The organism is Blautia difficilis, assembly GCF_014297245.1.
Lineage (GTDB): Bacteria > Bacillota > Clostridia > Lachnospirales > Lachnospiraceae > Blautia_A > Blautia_A difficilis.
The window spans coordinates 187,123-206,219 of the sequence record NZ_JACOQG010000003.1 but is presented as its reverse complement, the minus strand read 5'-3'; the positions used below and the strand labels follow the sequence as shown (position 1 = coordinate 206,219).

Here is a 19,097-nt window from a genome sequence, read left to right as displayed (position 1 = left end):
ATAAAATTCGTGAATTAATAAAAGAAGAAAGATGTAATTTTGTTATTTATATTGGGAAAAAAGCAATCATCAAAAGAGTTGCATTTGAAAAATATTTAGACAGTATTACTTATTTGTAATATGTGAAAAGTTGATATTTAACAGAGTGTATGGTAGGATATAAATGTGAAATTTTAACCTATTATACATTTACTTATATAGAAAAGGGAGATGTATCAATGGGAAAAGATTTAAAAGGTAAAGAGTTAGGCAAGGGAATCCGTCAAAGAAAAGATGGTAAATATTCAGGCAGATTTGAAGATAGATTTGGAAGGAGAAGGGAAGTATATGGCTCTACACTGAAAGAAGTGAAAAATAAACTGGCTTTAGCAGTCGCAGACAATGAAAGAATGAGAAATGTTGTTGAACCAAGCACAACACTTGACCAATGGTATGAAAAATGGATGAAAGTATATAAAATTCCTGTTATCAGAATTAATTCTAAAAAACACTATGAAACAGTATATACAAAACATATTCAGCCATATTTAGGGAATAAGAAATTAACAGATATTACAAAGTTAATGATAACTGATACTATTAATCAAGTACATGCCAAAGGATATCAGTGGGAAACTTTAAATAAAATAAGGATACTTCTTGTTGATATGCTAAATAGAGCTATGGAAGATGACTTTCTCGTAAAGAATCCTGCAAAAGGAGTAAGGCTGCCAGTTAATAAACCGCAAAATGAACCAAAAGCACTTACAAGAGAAGATCAGGCAGATTTCTTTGAATGTAGTGCAGGTACTTTTTATAACAATCTATTTGTGGTTGCCATAAATACTGGATTACGTCCAGGCGAGTTATTTGCACTGACAGAAGATGATATTGACTTTGAGAAAAATGAAATCAAGGTAAATAAGACTCTATTATATCAAAAACTGGATGGAGATACACAGAAAGAATTTCATATTGATCCACCTAAAACAAAATCAAGTTATAGAACAGTGCCTATTAATTCATTCTGTAGGGGAGCTTTACAGGAACAAATTATACTTCATAAAATTATATGCGATAACTCTCCTTATAAAGGAAAGCTTGATCTTCCAGATTTATTATTTACCACAAAATTTGGAACACCATTAAACTCTCAGTTATATCTTCAAGCAATTGGCAAAATTATAGACGAAATCAATCTTACAAAAGATCCACTGGATGCAATGGAGAAATTCTCAGGTCATACATTTAGACACACATTTGCTACACGCTGTTTTGAAGCAGGAATCCCACCAAAGACAGTACAATCATATCTTGGACACGCTTCTTTACAGATGACTATGGATTTATACACAAGTGTTTTGGATAAGAAGAAAGTTGATGATATGAAACTACTGGAAGATACCATTGGATTAGAGAAAACCAATTCTTCATCAGTAACTAAAAAAATCATTCAATTCGGTGCTTGAAAATGGGGTATATATGGGGTATTATATAAAATATTTGGTGTATAAAATCTCGGAAAGTACCGAGAAATCAACGTTTTGAGAGGTGAAAAGAGTATGACTTTTGATAATTACTACGTCTACCAGTCAACTCCATTCGACCTGTACGGAACACCGGATTTCAGTGAGATTTAATCGAATTAAGTAAGTCTCCTGCGGGGGTTGCGAAAAGCAATAAGTAGTGGGTGGGAACTTGCTTGTATCAGAAGGATTGCTATAGATAGGATTTCTTGCAGTGCTTGAAATTATCAGAAGCAGTATGCTATACTAATAAAGATTATGGAAACAGAGAGGAGCGCATTATGAGCGGATTTTTTGGAGTAGCATCAAAAGAAGATTGCGTACTGGAACTTTTTTACGGAGTGGATTATCATTCCCATCTGGGTACCCGCCGTGGCGGTATGGCTGTATATGGAGAGCAGGGCTTTGACCGCGCCATCCATAACATTGAGAATACACCATTCCGTACGAAATTTGACGGAGAAGTGGGAACCATGAGGGGAAACATGGGAATTGGATGTATTTCCGATTATGAACCCCAGCCACTTCTGTTTAATTCCAGGATTGGAAGTTTTGCCCTTACTTTTGTGGGAAAGATTAACAATTATGATGAACTTTTGCAGTGGATGTATGATAACACCAAGGTACATTTCCAGGAAATGACCAACGGAACTGTCAATGTAACAGAGCTGATCGCAGCCATGATCTGCGAAAAAGATAATTTTGTAGAAGGAATCCAGTATGTACAGGAGCGGATTGATGGTTCCATGTCACTGCTTCTTATGACAAAAGACGGAATCTATGCAGCCCGTGACAAAATGGGCAGAACTCCTATTGAGATCGGTCACAAAGAAGGTTCTTATTGTCTGTCTTTTGAAAGCCATGCCTATATTAATCTGGGATATGAAGATTATAAGGAACTGGGACCCGGAGAGATCGTTTTTGTTACAGCAGACGGTGTGAAAACTCTGGTAGAACCGGGAAAGAAAATGAAGATTTGTTCTTTCCTCTGGGTTTATTATGGATACCCAACAGCATCTTACGAAGGCGTGAACGTAGAAGATATGCGTTACCGCTGTGGAAGTATGCTTGCGAAAAGAGACGGCGATTCCGTTCACCCGGACATTATAGCAGGTGTTCCGGACTCCGGTATTGCACATGCCATCGGCTATGCCAATGAATCCGGCATCCCTTATGCAAGACCATTTATTAAATATACACCTACCTGGCCAAGATCCTTTATGCCTACCAACCAGAACCAGCGTAACCTGATCGCCAGGATGAAGCTGATCCCTGTGCGCAAACTGATCAAGGACAAAAAACTTCTTCTTATTGATGATTCCATTGTGCGTGGAACTCAGCTCCGTGAGACAACAGAATTTCTCTATAGAAGCGGTGCAAAGGAAGTACATGTCCGCCCTGCCTGCCCTCCAATTATGTATGGCTGCAAATACCTGAATTTCTCCCGCTCCAAATCCGAAATGGAACTGATTGCCCGCCAGGTGATTGAGAAAAGAGAAGGTCCAAACTGTCCCCAGGAGATTCTGGATGAGTATGCAGACCCCTGTACAGAAAGATACGAGCAGATGGTACAGGATATCTGCAAGATGCAGAACTTTACAACTCTTCGCTATCACAGACTGGATGATCTTCTGGAAGCTATTGGAATTGAACCCTGCAATGTATGTACATATTGTTTTAATGGTAAGGAATAAGACATCTGAGAATGTAAAACAGAATTTTTTGAGCGAAAAAAGTCGAACTATGTCGATTTATCAACCATTATGTCGTACGGTTTTCGTTGACAATCTGAGTATCTCTTTATAAAATAATAGATGTTAATACACATACACACAATATAACTGCGCTTATTCACAGCCGGGAATTCTTTTCCGGACAAGCGCAGTTACCAATTTTCTATGAAACTAAGGAGACTAGTATGGACGCACAGATTGAAAATCAACGCAAGGAGAACATTATGGATGAAAAAGCTGAAAAAATCATGGAACTGGCAAGAAAACTGGAGACAGAGGATGAATATATCTGTCAGGATAACAGAGATCTTCTGGAACTGGAACAAAGATATGAAAAGCTGGATATTCCCTATCAGGTGCGCAGGGTGATCGATGATTACATAGCATGCATGCGCACCAGAGATGAGAGATTCGCCCAGCTGTGCTGTATGGTCAGATCCTGACCATACGCAGTATTCAAAGAGAAACTGCCTGACAGCAGGAAAGGACAAAAGAATTATGGATATAGGTAATATGATGAAGGCTGCCGGTGCCTGGAATACTTTTAAGAGAAATCATCCCAAGTTTCCGGCATTCTGCAGGGCAGTATCCCAGAGAGGAATCAGAGAGGATAGTGTGCTGGAGATCGCCTTTGTTACTCCGGAGGGTGAGAGACTGGAGACAAATCTGAAAGTGAAGGCCAGTGATCTGGAACTGCTGGGCCAGTTTATGGATCTGACCCAGAAATAATAAAAGTAGCTGTATAGCTCTAAAGAGCAAACAGTAGTGGTGCCATGGATGCACCCTGAAAAAAGGCGGTATCCCGCCTTAATTCAGATGCTTTGGTAATTCAGTTACCGAGTAATTCACAAATATTTTAGAAATATTTTTCCGAAACGGATTGAATAAGCAATGGATATCTGCTATAGTGTATTCTGTTGGTTATAGGTGATTGTCACTGTCAGTATACATGACAGGACAGATCTTTTACAGAAAGAAAAGAGGAAAACATTGCGTAAAAAATCACATATTTTACTTGCAAGATATCTCGCAGACCAGATGTCAGCAGCTTCCAGCCTGCAGTCCCACAGAAAAGCATTCTGTCTGGGAAGTATCCTTCCAGATATCAAACCATCCTTTATAACGAAACGACATGAGTATTTTACAACCTTTGACCAGGTGAAGGAGAGCATGCGCCGGCTGGCTGATACCACACCGGAGCAGAGCAACGAGAGAGTATACTGGCGGCGTTTCGGAGAAGTGATTCACTATATGGCGGATTATTTTACCTTTCCTCATAACAAAACATATACGGGCAGTTTTGCCCAGCACAATCATTATGAGAAGGTGCTGAAAAATGAACTCAAATCCTGCATACAGGGAGGAGAGGCCTGCAGATACCTGCAGCCGGCCATTCGATTTGATACCTTTGCCACGCTGATCGATTATATCGAATCAGCCCATGAACGGTATCTGAACAAGCTCCGCTGTGTGGAGGAGGATATCCGTTTTATCCTGAACATGTGCTTCCAGGTGATTCAGGGCCTGGTGCAGCTTGGTACAGGACGGCAATATCTTGCAGCATAAAAAACAGACAGCTTTCAGGGTAGAGAATGCCCGGGCTGTCTTTTTTTATCTGAAAAAATCTGAAAGAAATGTGAAGAAAAAATGAAATTTGAATAAAACTAAAAGATATATTTTCCTCAAAGGTTGATTTACAAAAATGAATATGCTAGAATAAATCCGAATTAGTTGAACGTGATCGGACCTGATTGCGCTCATGAAGAAGTAGCGAAAGCGGATCTTTGGTCCGTTTACACATGCCGAAGATAACGGGGAAAATAACAGACATGTTCGCGAAAAGAAGGGAGCCTTTTAAATATATGAAGAATAAATACCTAATGAAGTTCCTGTGCCTGACTCTGGCATCCGGTATGACTTTGTCAGGACCGGTCTCAGTTATGGCAGCAGAGGAGACAGTGACCGCTTATTCCGATGATTTTTCATCCGGCGATGATGGAGTGGATATCGGTTCACCGGAGACTCCGACACCGGAACCCCAGCCCGATCCTGTAACCCCGGAGCCTACAGTAACCCCGGACACACCTGCCCCAGAGCCTACGGTAACGCCGGATACACCTGCCCCGGAGCCCACAGTGACACCGGACACACCTACACCGGCACCATCCGTCACACCACTTCCGGATACGCCTACACCGGCGCCATCTGTGACGCCGCTTCCGAATACACCTACACCGGCACCACTGATCACAGACAATGCCAAGGCAGTGATCGACCGTATCAATGAGCTTCACCTTCAGACAATCACCTTGGAGAAGAAATCTCTGGTGCAGAGCGTACGTACTGCTTATGAAGCTCTGACTGAAGATGAGAAGAAAGAAGTATCCAACTATAATCTTCTGGTTGAGATGGAAGCCCGCATTCAGACTCTGGAAACAGAGAAGAAAAAGGAAGAAGAGAATAAAGCCAGCGGGAAAAACGATTTTTCCGATAATAACAGCACCACAGCTACAGGTATTACCGGCACACCTGTATATTATGCATCCAATATCCATGCTGGTAAGGATTTCTATCTGGACAGCCTGAAGAAGAATTACAATCTCACCTTCTCCGACGATTTCTCAGCAGTTATGGACTCCATTGAGAAGGAATACAAGGAGAAAAACAAGCTTTCCGATGCCAGCGATCTGTCCGGATCCGGAATCAGCACATCTGCAGACAGCCTTCTGGTGAGAAACTGGCAGGATATCCTGGCAGTCTACATCTATCAGCAGAGCAAGGCAGGCAAAACAGAATTTACCCTGGATGGTTCCTGCAAGGATGATCTGGCGAAGATTTTTGCAGAGATGAACCCGGTTGTCAGGGACAAGCAGAACATTACCCATGTTACATACGGCAACCGTAAGATCAATTACTATATTAAGAAGAATAAGATTTCCAAGAAGGACCGTAAGGTTCTGAAAAAATATGTGGAGACAGACTGTGAGCTTCTCTGTGCAGTAGTTACAGCAGCCAAGGGCTTTGTGCGTGAGAGCGTTGGGGATGATGTGTCCGAGGAACGTGTAAATGTAATCTCCTCAGCCTACTCTCTGGTAGGTAAGGTGGGATATTTCTGGGGCGGTAAATCCACAAAGATTGGCACTGATCCAAGCTGGGGTACAGCTGAGAAGGTTTCTGCAGAAGGCAGCAAGAGTACAGGTACCATCCGTGCATACGGCCTGGACTGCAGCGGTTTTGTAACCTGGGCAGTGATCAATGGCTACCAGGATCAGACAATGCAGGCAGCAGTAGGAGACGGAACCTCTGACCAGTGGGAGAAGGCAAATGTGGTCACTGAGACAGATGCACAGCCTGGAGACCTGGTATTCCAGAAGGGACCGGAGGCAGGCAGCGATAACCACGTAGGTATTCTTTGTGGCAAAACAGATGCAGGAGACTGGATCGCAGTACACTGCTCCTCCAGCAAGAACGGAGTTACAGTAGGCGAGGCCTATAGCGCAAGCTTCCGTTACATCCGTCAGCCATCCTTCTATCCTACAGAGGCACAGCTTCAGGAAATGCAGAACAGCAGCACAGCCATCAGTTCAGGCAGTGATATCTTTACTGCAGATGTAAAGGTAAACAATACCCTGCAGGATGCTATTAAATCCAACACAATTTCTGACGGAACTGCCACACTGACATCCGGCACAGAGGAGGAAAAGACCTCCATCCTTCCAAAGACCATTGACCTCTCCAAGAGTGATGTGACAATATTTAAGGCGAAGTAATGTCAGACGGAGTATAATCTAAAATATAAAAGACACTTATCAGGAATTCAGCAAAAAGAGCTCTGGATTCCCTAAGTGTCTTTTTGTGTTTAAGTTACTGTTCGCTCCGTTCACAGTAACTTCACAGTAGGTATAACTGTGCTAATTGTGGTAAAAATATTGACAAATTGTACTATTTTTGTTAACCTTAGGTATAAACTTGTTATACTTGTAATTACAGATATCTGCAGTATAGATATTACCCATAAATGAAAGTCAGCTGCCAGGCGGCTAATGTGGGAAAATACCGGAAAAGAGACTGAAAAAATGGCACTTAGACGTGAAAGAATGCGTCTGGGCGATCTGCTCATAAAGCAGAATGTCCTGACAGAGGAACAATTGAAAAAAGCCCTGCAGCTTCAGAAGGGAAGCGGCAAAAAGATCGGTGAGATCCTGGTGGAAAATGGATTTATCACTGAGGAAATGATCGCCCGTGCGCTTCAGATGCAGCTGGGACTGAAGGTAGTCCAGCTTACAGGTGTGACCATCCCCAAGGAGGTCCGGAACCTGGTCAGTGTGGATCTGATGAAGAAATACACCTGTATTCCTTTTGAACTGGATCCCTACAATGCCAATATCCTCCATCTGGCTATGGCAGATCCTATGGATATGGCTGCTATTGATGATATTTCCATTGTGACCAACCTTCAGGTGGAGCCTTACATCGCCACCACCAGAGATATTCTGGCTGCCATTGACCGCCATTACGGTGCGTCAGAGACTATGGATGCTGCCAGACGTTTCACCCAGGAGAGGGCACAGCTGCGAGGCAATATTGAGGAAAATGAAGCAGATGCGGATGTCAGCGATGCACCGATTGTACAGCTGGTCCGTTCCCTGATCGAACAGGCAGTACGACAGAGAGCCAGTGATATCCATATTGAAGCGTTGGAGTCCAAGGTACGTGTCCGCTACCGTATTGACGGTGCACTTTTTGAGAGGATGGTTTACGATAACAGCCTTCTGCCTGCTATTTCCACCCGTATTAAGATTATGGGAGGCATGGACATTTCAGAGAAGAGGAAACCTCAGGATGGTCGTATGTCTATTGTGGTAGACAGACAGGAGTATGATATCCGAATTTCCTCCATTCCTACTGTACACGGAGAGAAAATCGTTATGCGAATCTCCTCCAAGCTGAACCTTACCAGAAATAAGAAGGAACTGGGACTTGCTCCGGATGAGATGGCACGTTTTGACCATATGATGGCAAGCCCCTTTGGAATTATTTTTGTTACAGGGCCTACCGGAAGTGGTAAGTCCACCACCCTGTACACAGCCCTCAGTGAGCTGAACAGGGAGGAAGTCAATATTGTTACAGTAGAGGACCCTGTAGAGGCAGATATTGAGGGAATCAACCAGATCCAGGTCAACAATAAGGTGGATCTGACCTTTGCCTCAGCCCTTCGTTCCATTCTCCGTCAGGACCCGGATATTATTATGATCGGTGAGATCCGTGACCAGGAGACAGCAGGGATTGCAGTACAGGCATCTATTACCGGACATCTGGTAGTATCCACCTTACATACCAATAATGCAGTGGGTACCCTGAACCGTATGGCAGACATGGGAGTGGAGAGATATCTGATCGCAGATTCTGTAGTGGGAGTAATCGCCCAGCGACTGGTGCGTAAGCTTTGCCCTCACTGTCGGAAAATGAGACCGGCCAGCGAGGAGGAGAAGCGTATCCTCAGACAGAATACAGACCAGGAAGTTAATATTTATGAGCCTGCAGGCTGTAAGCTGTGCAACAATACGGGCTTTTTCGGACGAATCGGTGTATTTGAGATTATGGAGGTCAATGAAGAAATCCGTAACCTGATTGCCGAGAACGGTACCACAGAGGAGCTGGAGGAGGCAGCCAAACGAAGTGGCATGCGCACACTCCGGCAAAATGGTATCCGCTATGTACTGGATGGAACTACTTCCATTGAGGAGATGCTAAAGGCATCTTACGAATAAGGGAATGCCTGTCTCACAGGCAGGAACCTGAATATAAGGACAAAAAAACATGTATGACTTAAATGAAATTTTGATACAGTCTGTAAAGGAGAGAGCTTCTGATATCCATTTCACCTCGGGACGGGCGCCCAGCTACCGTGTGGACGGTGTGCTGGCACCTATTATGGGGGAGAGACTGACTCCACAGATGCTGGAGGACATCCTTCTGCCCCTTATAGACAAAAGACACCGGGAGGAATTAGAGGAAACCGGACAGACAGACTTTGCCTACGCCATTTCCGGGGTAGGTCGTTTTCGCGTGAACGTTTTTAAGCAGAGAGGTACGCTAGCAGCAGTTATGCGAAGCCTGCCTTTCAATATTCCGGAGCCTGAGGATCTGGGAATCCCCAGAGAGGTTGTGGAAATGACCAGCAGAAAACGTGGCCTGGTACTGGTTACAGGACCTACCGGTAGCGGTAAATCCACCACACTGGCCTCCCTGATCCATGTGATCAACAGGACCTATCCTTACCACATCATCACTTTGGAGGATCCTATTGAATACCTCCACAGACATGACAAATCCGTGGTAAACCAGAGGGAGATCGGTAGCGATTCCACAGACTATGCTCAGGCACTGAGAGCCGCTCTCCGTGAGGACCCGGATGTGATCCTGGTAGGAGAGATGCGAGACCTGGAAACCATTTCCACTGCTATTACAGCGGCAGAAACCGGTCATCTGGTATTTTCCACCCTTCATACCATTGGTGCAGACAAAACCATTGACCGAATCATCGATGTATTTCCACCAAACCAACAGCAGCAGGTACGGATCCAGCTGGCTTCTGTATTGGAGTGTATTGTATCCCAGCAGCTGTTGAAAAAGGCAGATGGCAGCGGCCGTGTGGCAGCCCTGGAGGTGCTTTTTGCCAATAATGCGGTGAGAAACCTGATCAGGGAAAGTAAGACCTACCAGATTCCATCCATTATGCAGACCAACAAAAGAGCCGGAATGCAGACTATGGATGATGCCCTGTATGATCTGTTTATGCGGAAGGTGATCGATGCAGATACAGCAGTGACCTACGCTCAGGAGCCTGTAAGCATGAACAGAAAGGTAAATCTGGATGCCGGATCAGGCTTTGATACAGGCTTTAACGGACAGATATTTTAGTTTGTAAAAAAGTAACAAGGATGCAGATCTCCGGATCTGTGTGACTATAGATAAATGAGGTGAGAGCATGCCCGGTTTTTCCTACGTGGCAGTAGATAAAAGAGGCAAAGAGAAAAGGGGAAGCCTGGAGGCTGAGACCAGAGAGAGAGCATTGGAGCAGCTAAAGGCAGAGGGTCTGATTCCTGTTTCCGTCAGGGAGCAGGGGGCTTTGAACAAAGAGATTGACTTCTCTATTGGGAAAAAGGTTAAGCCCAGGGATCTGAGTGTTTTCTGCCGGCAGTTTGTCAGTATTACCCAGGCAGGTGTTCCTATGAAGGAAGCCTTGCAGATGTTAAGCGAGCAGACAGAGAATAAATGGCTGAAGCGTGCCATCTCTGAGGTGCTTCTGAATGTGGAAAAGGGTAATACCCTGGCGGATTCCATGAGAAGCCAGCCGGATATTTTTCCTCCTATGCTGGTGAATATGGTGGAGGCAGGTGAGCAGTCCGGTAGTCTGGAGATGGCTTTCTCCAGGATGGCAGTGCATTTTGAAAAAGAGGCAAAGTTGAAGGCTACCATTAAGAAGGCTACTATTTATCCTATTATTCTGGTAATCGCAGCCATTGGGGTAATCGCAGTTATGCTGTTGTTTGTAATCCCTATCTTTATTGATATGTTTGCGGATCTGGATATTGAGATGCCGGCGATTACTATGTTTGTTATGAACAGCAGTAAGTGGATGACTTCACACTGGTATGTGGTACTGGCGATTATTGTTGGGGTTGTGGCTGCTTATAAGCTGATCTACAGGACCACACAGGGGCGGCTGACCATTGACAGGATCAAGATGAAGATGCCTTTGTTTGGGAAGCTTACAGTGAAAACAGCCTGTTCTCAGTTTGCCAGAACTATGAGTACTTTGCTTATGTCGGGTATTTCTACTATTGATGCTTTGGAGACTACTTCGAAGATTGTCAATAATATTCATTATACCAATGCCATGCTGAAGGCCCGTGAGGAGGTTATGAAGGGTGTTCCTTTGTCAGAGCCTCTGGAGGCTTCCGGGATTTTTCCTCCTATGGTGTATCATATGACCGGGATCGGTGAGGAGACCGGTAATGTGGAGGAGATGCTGGAGAAGATGGCGGATTATTATGACGAAGAGGTGGAGATGACTACCCAGAGTGTGCTGGCGGCTATGGAGCCGATTATTATTTTGTTTATGGCGTTGATTATTGGGACTTTGGTGATTGCGGTGATTTCGCCGATTGCGTCGATGTATAATGGATTAGATAACCTATAATAAAAGTCCCGGATTGCGAGGATGTGGCTGTTGTGCTTGCACATAAGGGGACGCTCCTGTCTGTATCTCTGTGCAGATACGGCTTCGGGGACAGTCATGCTAGGCATTTGAAAATCTGCTAAAAGCATCACCCCAAAAGCCAAAACTCGCTGACGCTCAGACAGTTGGACTTTTGGGGTGATAACGCAGATTCCCAAACGCCAAGTATGACTAGGTCCCCTGCAGATATATCTGCACAGAGATACAGACAGGAGCTGTGCGTTGGTGGCTTCGACTGTATGATCGGCAAACTGCAGAGCAGTATTGGTTATGCATAAGCAGTGTGAAGGATAGTGTATATCCGATAAGCTATGTTGGCGATTGGGAACCGCGGTAAAAGTTTCTGGTAAGATGGGATGGTACACAGCTGGCATAGGGGCTGTGTTCATCATATATTTTTAGAATCATGTTAATCAGGTTTTTCTTCAGATTAAAGGAGGCGCGTTGGAAAAGCGGGATTGAGTGGTTTTTTCTGAATCAGACTGAGAATAACAAATTAAATTAGAATCTGGTTGTCGGGTGGACGCTCCGGGATATAGATGTATTTGTCTACGGCTTCGGAGCCAGTTATGCTGGGCATTTGTAAATCTGCTAAAAGCATTCCCCGAAAACCCCAGACTCATTGTTGTTAAACTGTGGGTCTTTCGGGGGATAACGTAGATTTTTAAAGGCTGGGTATAACTAAGACTCCTGTGAATATAGATGGCTACATCTATATTTCGGAGCTGGTATCGGCGATTGTGGATGTAGGCTGGTTTGGATCAATTTTTTGTCTGGAAATTTAATTATTTAACCGAATCAAGTAAGTCCCCTGCTTCAATTGCGAAAAGCAATAAGCAGTGGGTGGGGACTTGCCTGTATCAGGAGGAGTGCAAACTCCTTCTGATAAACTGCGGAGCAGTTATTCGGTTATGAGCAAGTAGCGAAGCGGATTGCGAATATCCGCTTGACTTAATTATCCAGGCTATGTAACTTGAAAACTGAATAACGAGTTTATAAACATAACTCCCTCCCCTCTGGATACTCCGGATGGCCGAAATTTTCAGGGGGGGGGTGGAGAGCCCTATGGGGTTCTCGCTCGTTGAATCAATCATCGGATAGTGACATTCGTGGTGAAAGCAACAGGAGAGTTATGTATTCATCGAAAAGTTGAATATGTGAGTTACTCTGTGTCTGCAGTCACCTGTTATCGCCAGGTCTGCCAGAACATCCCGGGTCTTTCTCATGATATGGCTCTATCCGATAGAAATGAATGAATTTTGAAGGAGATTGAGTTATGTTTAAATTTCTGAAAGAAAAGAAGAAAGATAATAAGGGATTTACACTGGTTGAGCTGGTTGTTGTTATTGCGATTCTAGCTATCTTGGTTGGTTTGCTTGCACCACAGTATACGAAGTATGTTGAGAAATCAAGAAAAGCAGCAGATGTTTCCAATTTGGATAATCTTGTGTCCGCAATTAAGGTTGCAACAGCAGATGAAGCGTATTCTGACATTATTCCTGTAACTGCGGGTGCAGATGGTGCTATTGCAGATACAAAAATTGAGATTATAATTGATGCTGCAAAGACTGTTGTTAAAGTTGGTGGAAAGGCAATTGATGCTACTTCAACAGATTCAAAGGAAGTTGCAGTTTACAAAGCATTAACAGAGTATGCTTCAACAGAATGGACTACTACAAAATTGAAATCAAAAGCATGGCATACAGGTAAAGATGCATCAGATGGAAAAGGGGCATTTATTAAAGCAACATGCGAGGTTTCATCAACTGGTGCAGTAAAAGTTTCATATGATCCAACTACACTTAAAGATACGGCAAGTAAATAGTTTTTAGCTTTTCGATGAGTACATAATGATTCTTTGTTTTCTTAATGAAAGTTACTATCTCGATGAACTGTAAAGTAAGGAGATAGTAATATGTTAAAATTATTTAACAGAAAGAAAAAAGATAACAAAGGTTTCACATTAGTTGAACTTGTAATTGTTATTGCAATTCTGGCAATCTTAGTTGGTATACTTGCACCACAGTACACGAAGTATGTAGAAAAATCAAGAAAATCTGCTGATGCATCAAATTTGGATGAAATGGTAAAAGCCGTTCAGGTTTATGCAGCTGATGCTGAAAATGAAATTAAAGAAATTAAAGGTGCTACTATCGCACTTGGAACAGGAGAACCAGCTGTAACTGGTGACAAAAATGGTGATATAGTAAAAGCACTAGGGGAGTTTTGCCCAGATTATAAAAATATGAAATTGAAATCTGCTAAATGGGGTGGAAATCCTACAGCAACTATTAATATTACTGATGAAGGTGCTGTGACTGTAACTTATGGACCTACGAATTTTGCAAAATATATCAATAAGGAAGAAACAAAACCAGCAACACCATAACCATAACTAGGAGAAGAAAAAAGAAGCAGAAACAAAGTAAACTATATATAAGACCTAATATTTTTCTTTTGAAAGGAATTAACCCTATGCTAACTTTCCTGGAACTCGTTCCATACATGATTGTTTTTATATTCGGAATTGTCATCGGCAGTTTCTTAAATGTCTGCATTTACCGGCTTCCCCTTGGGGAGTCGGTGGTGGTGGCGCCTTCGCACTGCATGGTTTGTGATGGGAAGCTGCGGTGGTTTGATATGGTTCCGGTGGTTTCCTGGATCGTGTTGGGCGGGAAGTGCCGGTTTTGTAAGGCTAAGATTTCGGCGCAATATCCTATCATAGAGGGTGTCAATGGCATCCTCTATGTAGTGATTTGTGTTGTGAATGGGCTGAATGTTGTGAGTTTTGTTTATTGTCTGATGGGGTCTGCTCTGATTGTGTTGAGTGTGATTGACTGGAGGACTTTTGAGATTCCTTTTGGGATCAATGTTTTTTTGTTTGCGCTGGGCGTTGTGGCTACCGGGCTGGATGGGATGAGTGGTCTGGCTGGGCATTTGATTGGCATGGTTTGTGTCAGTGGGGTGCTGGGGATGATTTATCTGGTCAGTGGCGGTGCGGCTATTGGCGGCGGTGATGTGAAGATGATGTTTGCCTGTGGGCTGATTTTGGGATGGCAGCGGATTTTGCTGGCTTTTCTGGTTGGCTGTATTGTGGGTTCGGTGGTTCATATGATCCGCATTAAAGTGCAGGGAGCCGGACGGGTTCTGGCTATGGGGCCTTACCTGGCTGTGGGCGTGATGCTGGCGGCTTTGTGGGGGAATAGCTGGATTGGCTGGTATCTGGGCTTACTGGGACTTTGACACATTGTTTTCAGTTGCAAAAATACATTTCCGTTGGATGAAGTGTATTTTTGCATTTGAAAATATATTATTGCTTCCGGCAGGATTGCAGAGATGCGTATTTCGTAGCAAGAATGTCGACGGCATTCTTGAAGTGAGTACTTGGATGGAGGAACTTAGGATGGCACGTTTGTTGAGTATTGAGGCTGAGAGTACACAGATCAGAGTGGGAGAGGTGGAGATTTCCGGACGTAAGGGACGGATGCTTCAGTGTTTTTGCGTACCTGTTCCCCAGGGATCTGTGGAGGATGGACAGATCCGAGATACCAAAGGTCTGGGGGAACTTTTGAGGCAGCAGCTGAATGAGCGGGGAATCCGCACAAAGAAGGCTTGGTTTGTTACCAGTTCTACCAGGATTGCCAGCAGGGAGGTACAGATCCCGTTGGTAAAGAAAAGCCGGATTCAGAGTATTATTGAAGCAAATGCAACAGATTATTTTCCTATTGATGTGACAAAATATGTGATGTCCTATATTATTCTGGGAATTACCGGAGAGAAGGGTAAAAAGGGCGAGGAGGCTGAGCAGAAAAAGGCTGATGACCAGGAGAGACAGTACAGGCTGATGGTGTATGCATCTCCCAAGGCAATTTCCATTGCCTATTATGAGTTTGCCCAGAGTGCAGGTCTGAATCTGGCGGGAATTACCTATACCGGAAATGCAGTGTATCAGACTATGCAGGAGGAATATACTTCCGGTGCCCATATTCTGATCAAGGTGGAGCTGGAGAATACAGGTATCAGTATTATCAGGGACGGTAAGCTTAGTTTCCAGAGAAATATTAATTATGGTATAGAGAGTGCAGTGGAGACGATCCGCAGCTTTCCACAGTTTGGGGACAGGCTGGAGGTTCAGGACGCGCTGCAGCTTCTGTCAGAGAAAAAATGGATCTATCCTTCCCTGGACGGCCAGATCGGGGAGGAGCCTGATACTGTCAAAAGTGAAGTGACAGAGAGTCTTCGATATCTGGTGGGAAATATTTCCCGTATTATGGACTATTATATTTCCAGAAATGGGGATGTGAATTTTGAAAGTATTGCTCTGTGCGGCTTGGGCGGACAGGTACAGGGGCTGACAGAACTTCTGACTCAGGAACTGGGGCAGAAGGTGGAGCTTCTCACAAAGATTACCAGATATTCCGTGCCTGATACAAACAAGCATGAAGGACTTTTCCTTTATATTGCAGTGATGGATCCTGTGAAATCCGGACTGAACCTGATGGAGAAAGTAGGCCGGAGGAAGAAAGAAACCAAGGAAACTTTAAGTGGCGCTATTGTTGTTTTTGTGGTTGGAGCGATAGCAGGCGTTCTGCTGACAGCAACCGGCTTTGCAAATCGAATATATCAGCAGAGAGTTCAGGACCGGCTGAATATGCGTATCACAGAGGAAAGTTCTATTGAAGATATTTATAATGCATATAATGCGGCTAAAGTGAAATATGAAAATTATGAAAATATGTATAAATACACCAATACTCCCAATGAGGGATTGAAAGATTTTATTGAGGAGATGGAACAGAAAATGCCATCAGACATTACCATAGATAATTTTAATTCTACTGGCAGTCAGGTAAGTTTTTCCATGCGTGTGACCAGCAAATCTGCAGCAGCAAATACGCTTATGCAGCTTAGAACTTTTGACAGTCTGGCTACAGTTACTACTACAGGAATTGATCAGGGTGAAGATGGAACAGTTTCTATGAGTGTGGCATGTACTTATGCAGATCCGGCACCTTTGGATACCAGCGCAGAATAAGGAGGCAGATGAGACATGAATTTATCAATGCGTGAAAAAAAAATCCTGCTGATGTTTTTGGGTGTACTTTTATTTGTATGTGGTTTCTGGTTTGGATATAAACCTCAAATGGAAGAGGCAGAAAATATCCAGATGTCAAATTCGTCTTTGCAGTCAAGACTTAATGATCTTCTTTCATTAGCTGAAAACAGGGATAAATATATTAGTGAAACTCAGTCTATAGAGGAAGAACTTAATAAATATTCTAGTAATTTTCCTGCCGATGTTAAGGCTGAGGATGGGATTGTTCTTGCTCAGAATATGGAGAACACGCTTGACATGGAGATTTCCAATGTGGGGCTGGGGGAGAAATCTTTTGTCGCATCTTTGGATGGAGGTACGGAAGGTGATTTGGTTAATGTAGCAGATGAAACATTGTCTGAACAGGCGAATGCCCAGACACAGTCACAGATTGATGATATAGAGGGCACAAATACTCAAGAAGAACAGGAGTTGCAGAATGCTTCTGATGCAGAAGTGGCAAATCAGAATGCTATTTCGCAGAATCCTGTACTTTATCGAACACAAAATTCCATGCAGTTTACGGGAACTTATGCCAGCCTGAAGGATGCAGTTTCTTATCTAGCAGATCAGACCGGACGAATGACTCTGGATAATGTAAGTGCTTCTTTTGATTCAACGACCGGGAATCTTACAGGAACTATTGTAGTAAATATGTTTTCCATGACTGGAACGGGAAATACTTATTCCGAACCGGATGCAGGATCTGTATCTTATGGAACAGATAATATTTTCGGAACAATAGAGCAGTCAAAAAAATCAAAGAAAAAGAACACAAATAAGGCTAAAAAAGCTCAGACACAGGAAACGGACAGTCAGACAACAGATCAGGCTTCCCAGGAGACTGGCAGTGAAAATCCGACAGATAATTCTGTACAGAAGCAATAGAGCCATAATTAGTTAGAGGGGATGTTGGATGCCCCTCTAACTGTCTATCTGTGCTTTAAAGGAGAAGTGTCTGATTAAAATTTTTGCAATGAATGTGAATTAAGGCTATCCCCATAGACGAGAATTAAGCAGAAAGGAGTACTGTCATGATAGAAACTGCAAAAAAGAAAAATTCTAATGCAGGAATGACACTGATTGAAGTGATTGTGGCAGTCAGTATTTTTGTAATTACAGCGGCAGTATTTTTACAGAGCTTTGTAACATCAAGCAGGATAAATAAAAAATCCAACGTATATCTGGAAGCTACTACAGTTGCACAGAATATTATGGAAGAAGTGAAGGCTAAAGACTTTGTAGATGTTTCGCTGGCTTTTAATTATCCTGTTTATAAAGATATTTCCACTGGCAGAACTGCCATGCGGCTTTCTTTTCTGAGTCCGCAATTAGGCGAATATAATAGTGGAGCAATGCAGGTAAAAGAAGTATTGCCAGCGTCAGATGGTAGTTATTCACCTGTAAGATTGTATAATAGGGAGTCTGATTCGGAGCTTACATATAATGAACTGGTTTCTGTTGTGACAGCATCTGTAATTTCAAAAGATGGTGGAATTACCTATAAGTTTAATCCGCGCAAAAAAGGAACCGATTCTTCAAAGTATTATTTTGAACTGACGAATATAAAAAGTGGATTGGATTCCAATAATTCCTATGATGCGTTGATTAAATTTGATGGAAGCCAGAGCGCTGGATATAAGGAAGCCAGCAGTGTACAAAGTGATCTGAAAAATGATTATGAAGTACCTAATATTGTAAAACTGAATACGAAAACAGATGCGCTGATTACGTTGAAAGAAAATCAATACTTTAAAGAATTCAGTGAACAATTCAGTGATGTAAGAGATGAAAACAACCTTCCATTGACAGAGGATGCCATTCAAGAGATTTATCAAACTTCTGAAAAAAGGCTGGTTATAAAACTGGAAAGGGAAAGCAGCGGAATTGTGAATGTCAGTGAAGATTTTTCTATTGAGAACAGTAATTATCCTCAGCAGAAAATAAAAGTAACAGAATCTTCTATTTTCAGGTCAGAGGCAGATTCGGAATTAAAAAATGTATGTATTTTTTATTATCCAAACTATAATTCAACAAGCAGTATGAAGCCCTTAGATGTGATTGAGTTTGAAAATAAGAACAATTATCCAGTGAATTTGTTTGTGGTAAAGCAGAAAACAGAAATTTCAGATCTCTTCCAAAAGGAAAATGCATACAAAATGAATCTTACAGTTACAGAAGATACTATGAAGCAGAAAAATCATACAAACTGGTATACAAATCCCAGTTTGTATCCTGGAGTAACAAAACTTCGTACAAATCTGGGTTGGAATATTGCCAATAATGAAAAGGTTAATAATCAGGTAAATTTGTTGTATCAGGATTTGAATATTCCACCCCATATAGTTAAAAATGCAGGAGCTGTAAAAGTACTGGATGCCAATACTCTGGACAATAAAGAAGCAAAGGATCGTATCTATAAGGCGAAAGTAATGGTTTACAAGTCTGGTGCCGCGGCAAAGGGATTTCCAAAAGAGGATTTGGTTGTGACATTAGATGGAGCAAAAGAGGATTGATTA

Annotated in this window: 16 protein-coding genes; all 16 read left to right on the top strand. The window is 42.8% G+C overall.

The annotated features are described in order from the left end of the window. The first annotated feature begins 5 nt into the window (after nucleotides 1–5). The 16 genes from H8Z82_RS18030 to H8Z82_RS03770 all read left to right on the top strand — a co-directional run bounded on the left by H8Z82_RS18030 (nucleotide 6) and on the right by H8Z82_RS03770 (nucleotide 19,094). Nucleotides 6–119, top strand: coding sequence for an excisionase (locus H8Z82_RS18030; protein WP_408609999.1), 114 nt, complete (start codon nucleotides 6–8; stop codon nucleotides 117–119). Between the two features lie 99 nt (nucleotides 120–218). Then, nucleotides 219–1,448 carry a tyrosine-type recombinase/integrase gene (locus tag H8Z82_RS03840; RefSeq protein WP_186994304.1) on the top strand — a complete coding sequence of 410 codons (1,230 nt, stop codon included), beginning with the start codon at nucleotides 219–221 and terminating at the stop codon, nucleotides 1,446–1,448. A gap of 338 nt (nucleotides 1,449–1,786) precedes the next feature. Beyond that, the gene (locus H8Z82_RS03835; RefSeq protein WP_186994303.1) at nucleotides 1,787–3,199 is read left to right on the top strand and encodes an amidophosphoribosyltransferase; all 1,413 of its coding nucleotides are present in this window, start codon (nucleotides 1,787–1,789) and stop codon (nucleotides 3,197–3,199) included. Nucleotides 3,200–3,423: 224 nt separating this feature from the next. Further along, nucleotides 3,424–3,681: a hypothetical protein gene (locus H8Z82_RS03830; protein WP_186994302.1), complete on the top strand. Its 258-nt coding sequence runs from the start codon at nucleotides 3,424–3,426 to the stop codon at nucleotides 3,679–3,681. Between the two features lie 55 nt (nucleotides 3,682–3,736). Further along, complete coding sequence (locus H8Z82_RS03825; RefSeq protein WP_044997246.1) at nucleotides 3,737–3,967, top strand: hypothetical protein; 231 nt, start codon at nucleotides 3,737–3,739, stop codon at nucleotides 3,965–3,967. Nucleotides 3,968–4,228: 261 nt separating this feature from the next. Beyond that, nucleotides 4,229–4,804, top strand: coding sequence for a zinc dependent phospholipase C family protein (locus tag H8Z82_RS03820; protein WP_019161927.1), 576 nt, complete (start codon nucleotides 4,229–4,231; stop codon nucleotides 4,802–4,804). A gap of 296 nt (nucleotides 4,805–5,100) precedes the next feature. Continuing rightward, nucleotides 5,101–7,008 carry a C40 family peptidase gene (locus H8Z82_RS03815; RefSeq protein ID WP_243176386.1) on the top strand — a complete coding sequence of 636 codons (1,908 nt, stop codon included), beginning with the start codon at nucleotides 5,101–5,103 and terminating at the stop codon, nucleotides 7,006–7,008. 306 nt (nucleotides 7,009–7,314) lie between these two features. Then, nucleotides 7,315–9,009, top strand: a complete 1,695-nt coding sequence (locus H8Z82_RS03810) for a GspE/PulE family protein (protein WP_186994300.1) — start codon at nucleotides 7,315–7,317, stop codon at nucleotides 9,007–9,009. Between the two features lie 49 nt (nucleotides 9,010–9,058). After that, nucleotides 9,059–10,162, top strand: coding sequence for a type IV pilus twitching motility protein PilT (locus tag H8Z82_RS03805; RefSeq protein WP_019161923.1), 1,104 nt, complete (start codon nucleotides 9,059–9,061; stop codon nucleotides 10,160–10,162). Between the two features lie 67 nt (nucleotides 10,163–10,229). Then, the gene (locus H8Z82_RS03800) at nucleotides 10,230–11,444 is read left to right on the top strand and encodes a type II secretion system F family protein (RefSeq protein WP_186994299.1); all 1,215 of its coding nucleotides are present in this window, start codon (nucleotides 10,230–10,232) and stop codon (nucleotides 11,442–11,444) included. Between the two features lie 1,315 nt (nucleotides 11,445–12,759). After that, on the top strand, nucleotides 12,760–13,308 hold the full coding sequence (locus tag H8Z82_RS03795; protein WP_186994298.1) for a type II secretion system protein: 549 nt from the start codon (nucleotides 12,760–12,762) through the stop codon (nucleotides 13,306–13,308). A gap of 90 nt (nucleotides 13,309–13,398) precedes the next feature. After that, nucleotides 13,399–13,872: a type IV pilin protein gene (locus H8Z82_RS03790; RefSeq protein ID WP_186994297.1), complete on the top strand. Its 474-nt coding sequence runs from the start codon at nucleotides 13,399–13,401 to the stop codon at nucleotides 13,870–13,872. Between the two features lie 116 nt (nucleotides 13,873–13,988). Continuing rightward, nucleotides 13,989–14,726, top strand: coding sequence for a prepilin peptidase (locus tag H8Z82_RS03785; protein ID WP_330607834.1), 738 nt, complete (start codon nucleotides 13,989–13,991; stop codon nucleotides 14,724–14,726). A 160-nt stretch (nucleotides 14,727–14,886) separates the two neighbouring features. Further along, nucleotides 14,887–16,518, top strand: coding sequence for a pilus assembly protein PilM (gene pilM, locus H8Z82_RS03780; RefSeq protein WP_186994295.1), 1,632 nt, complete (start codon nucleotides 14,887–14,889; stop codon nucleotides 16,516–16,518). Nucleotides 16,519–16,533: 15 nt separating this feature from the next. After that, nucleotides 16,534–17,466 (top strand): hypothetical protein, encoded by a 933-nt coding sequence (locus H8Z82_RS03775; RefSeq protein ID WP_186994294.1) that lies wholly within the window; start codon nucleotides 16,534–16,536, stop codon nucleotides 17,464–17,466. A gap of 146 nt (nucleotides 17,467–17,612) precedes the next feature. Continuing rightward, complete coding sequence (locus tag H8Z82_RS03770) at nucleotides 17,613–19,094, top strand: type IV pilus modification PilV family protein (protein ID WP_207724612.1); 1,482 nt, start codon at nucleotides 17,613–17,615, stop codon at nucleotides 19,092–19,094. The last annotated feature ends 3 nt before the right edge of the window (nucleotides 19,095–19,097 follow it).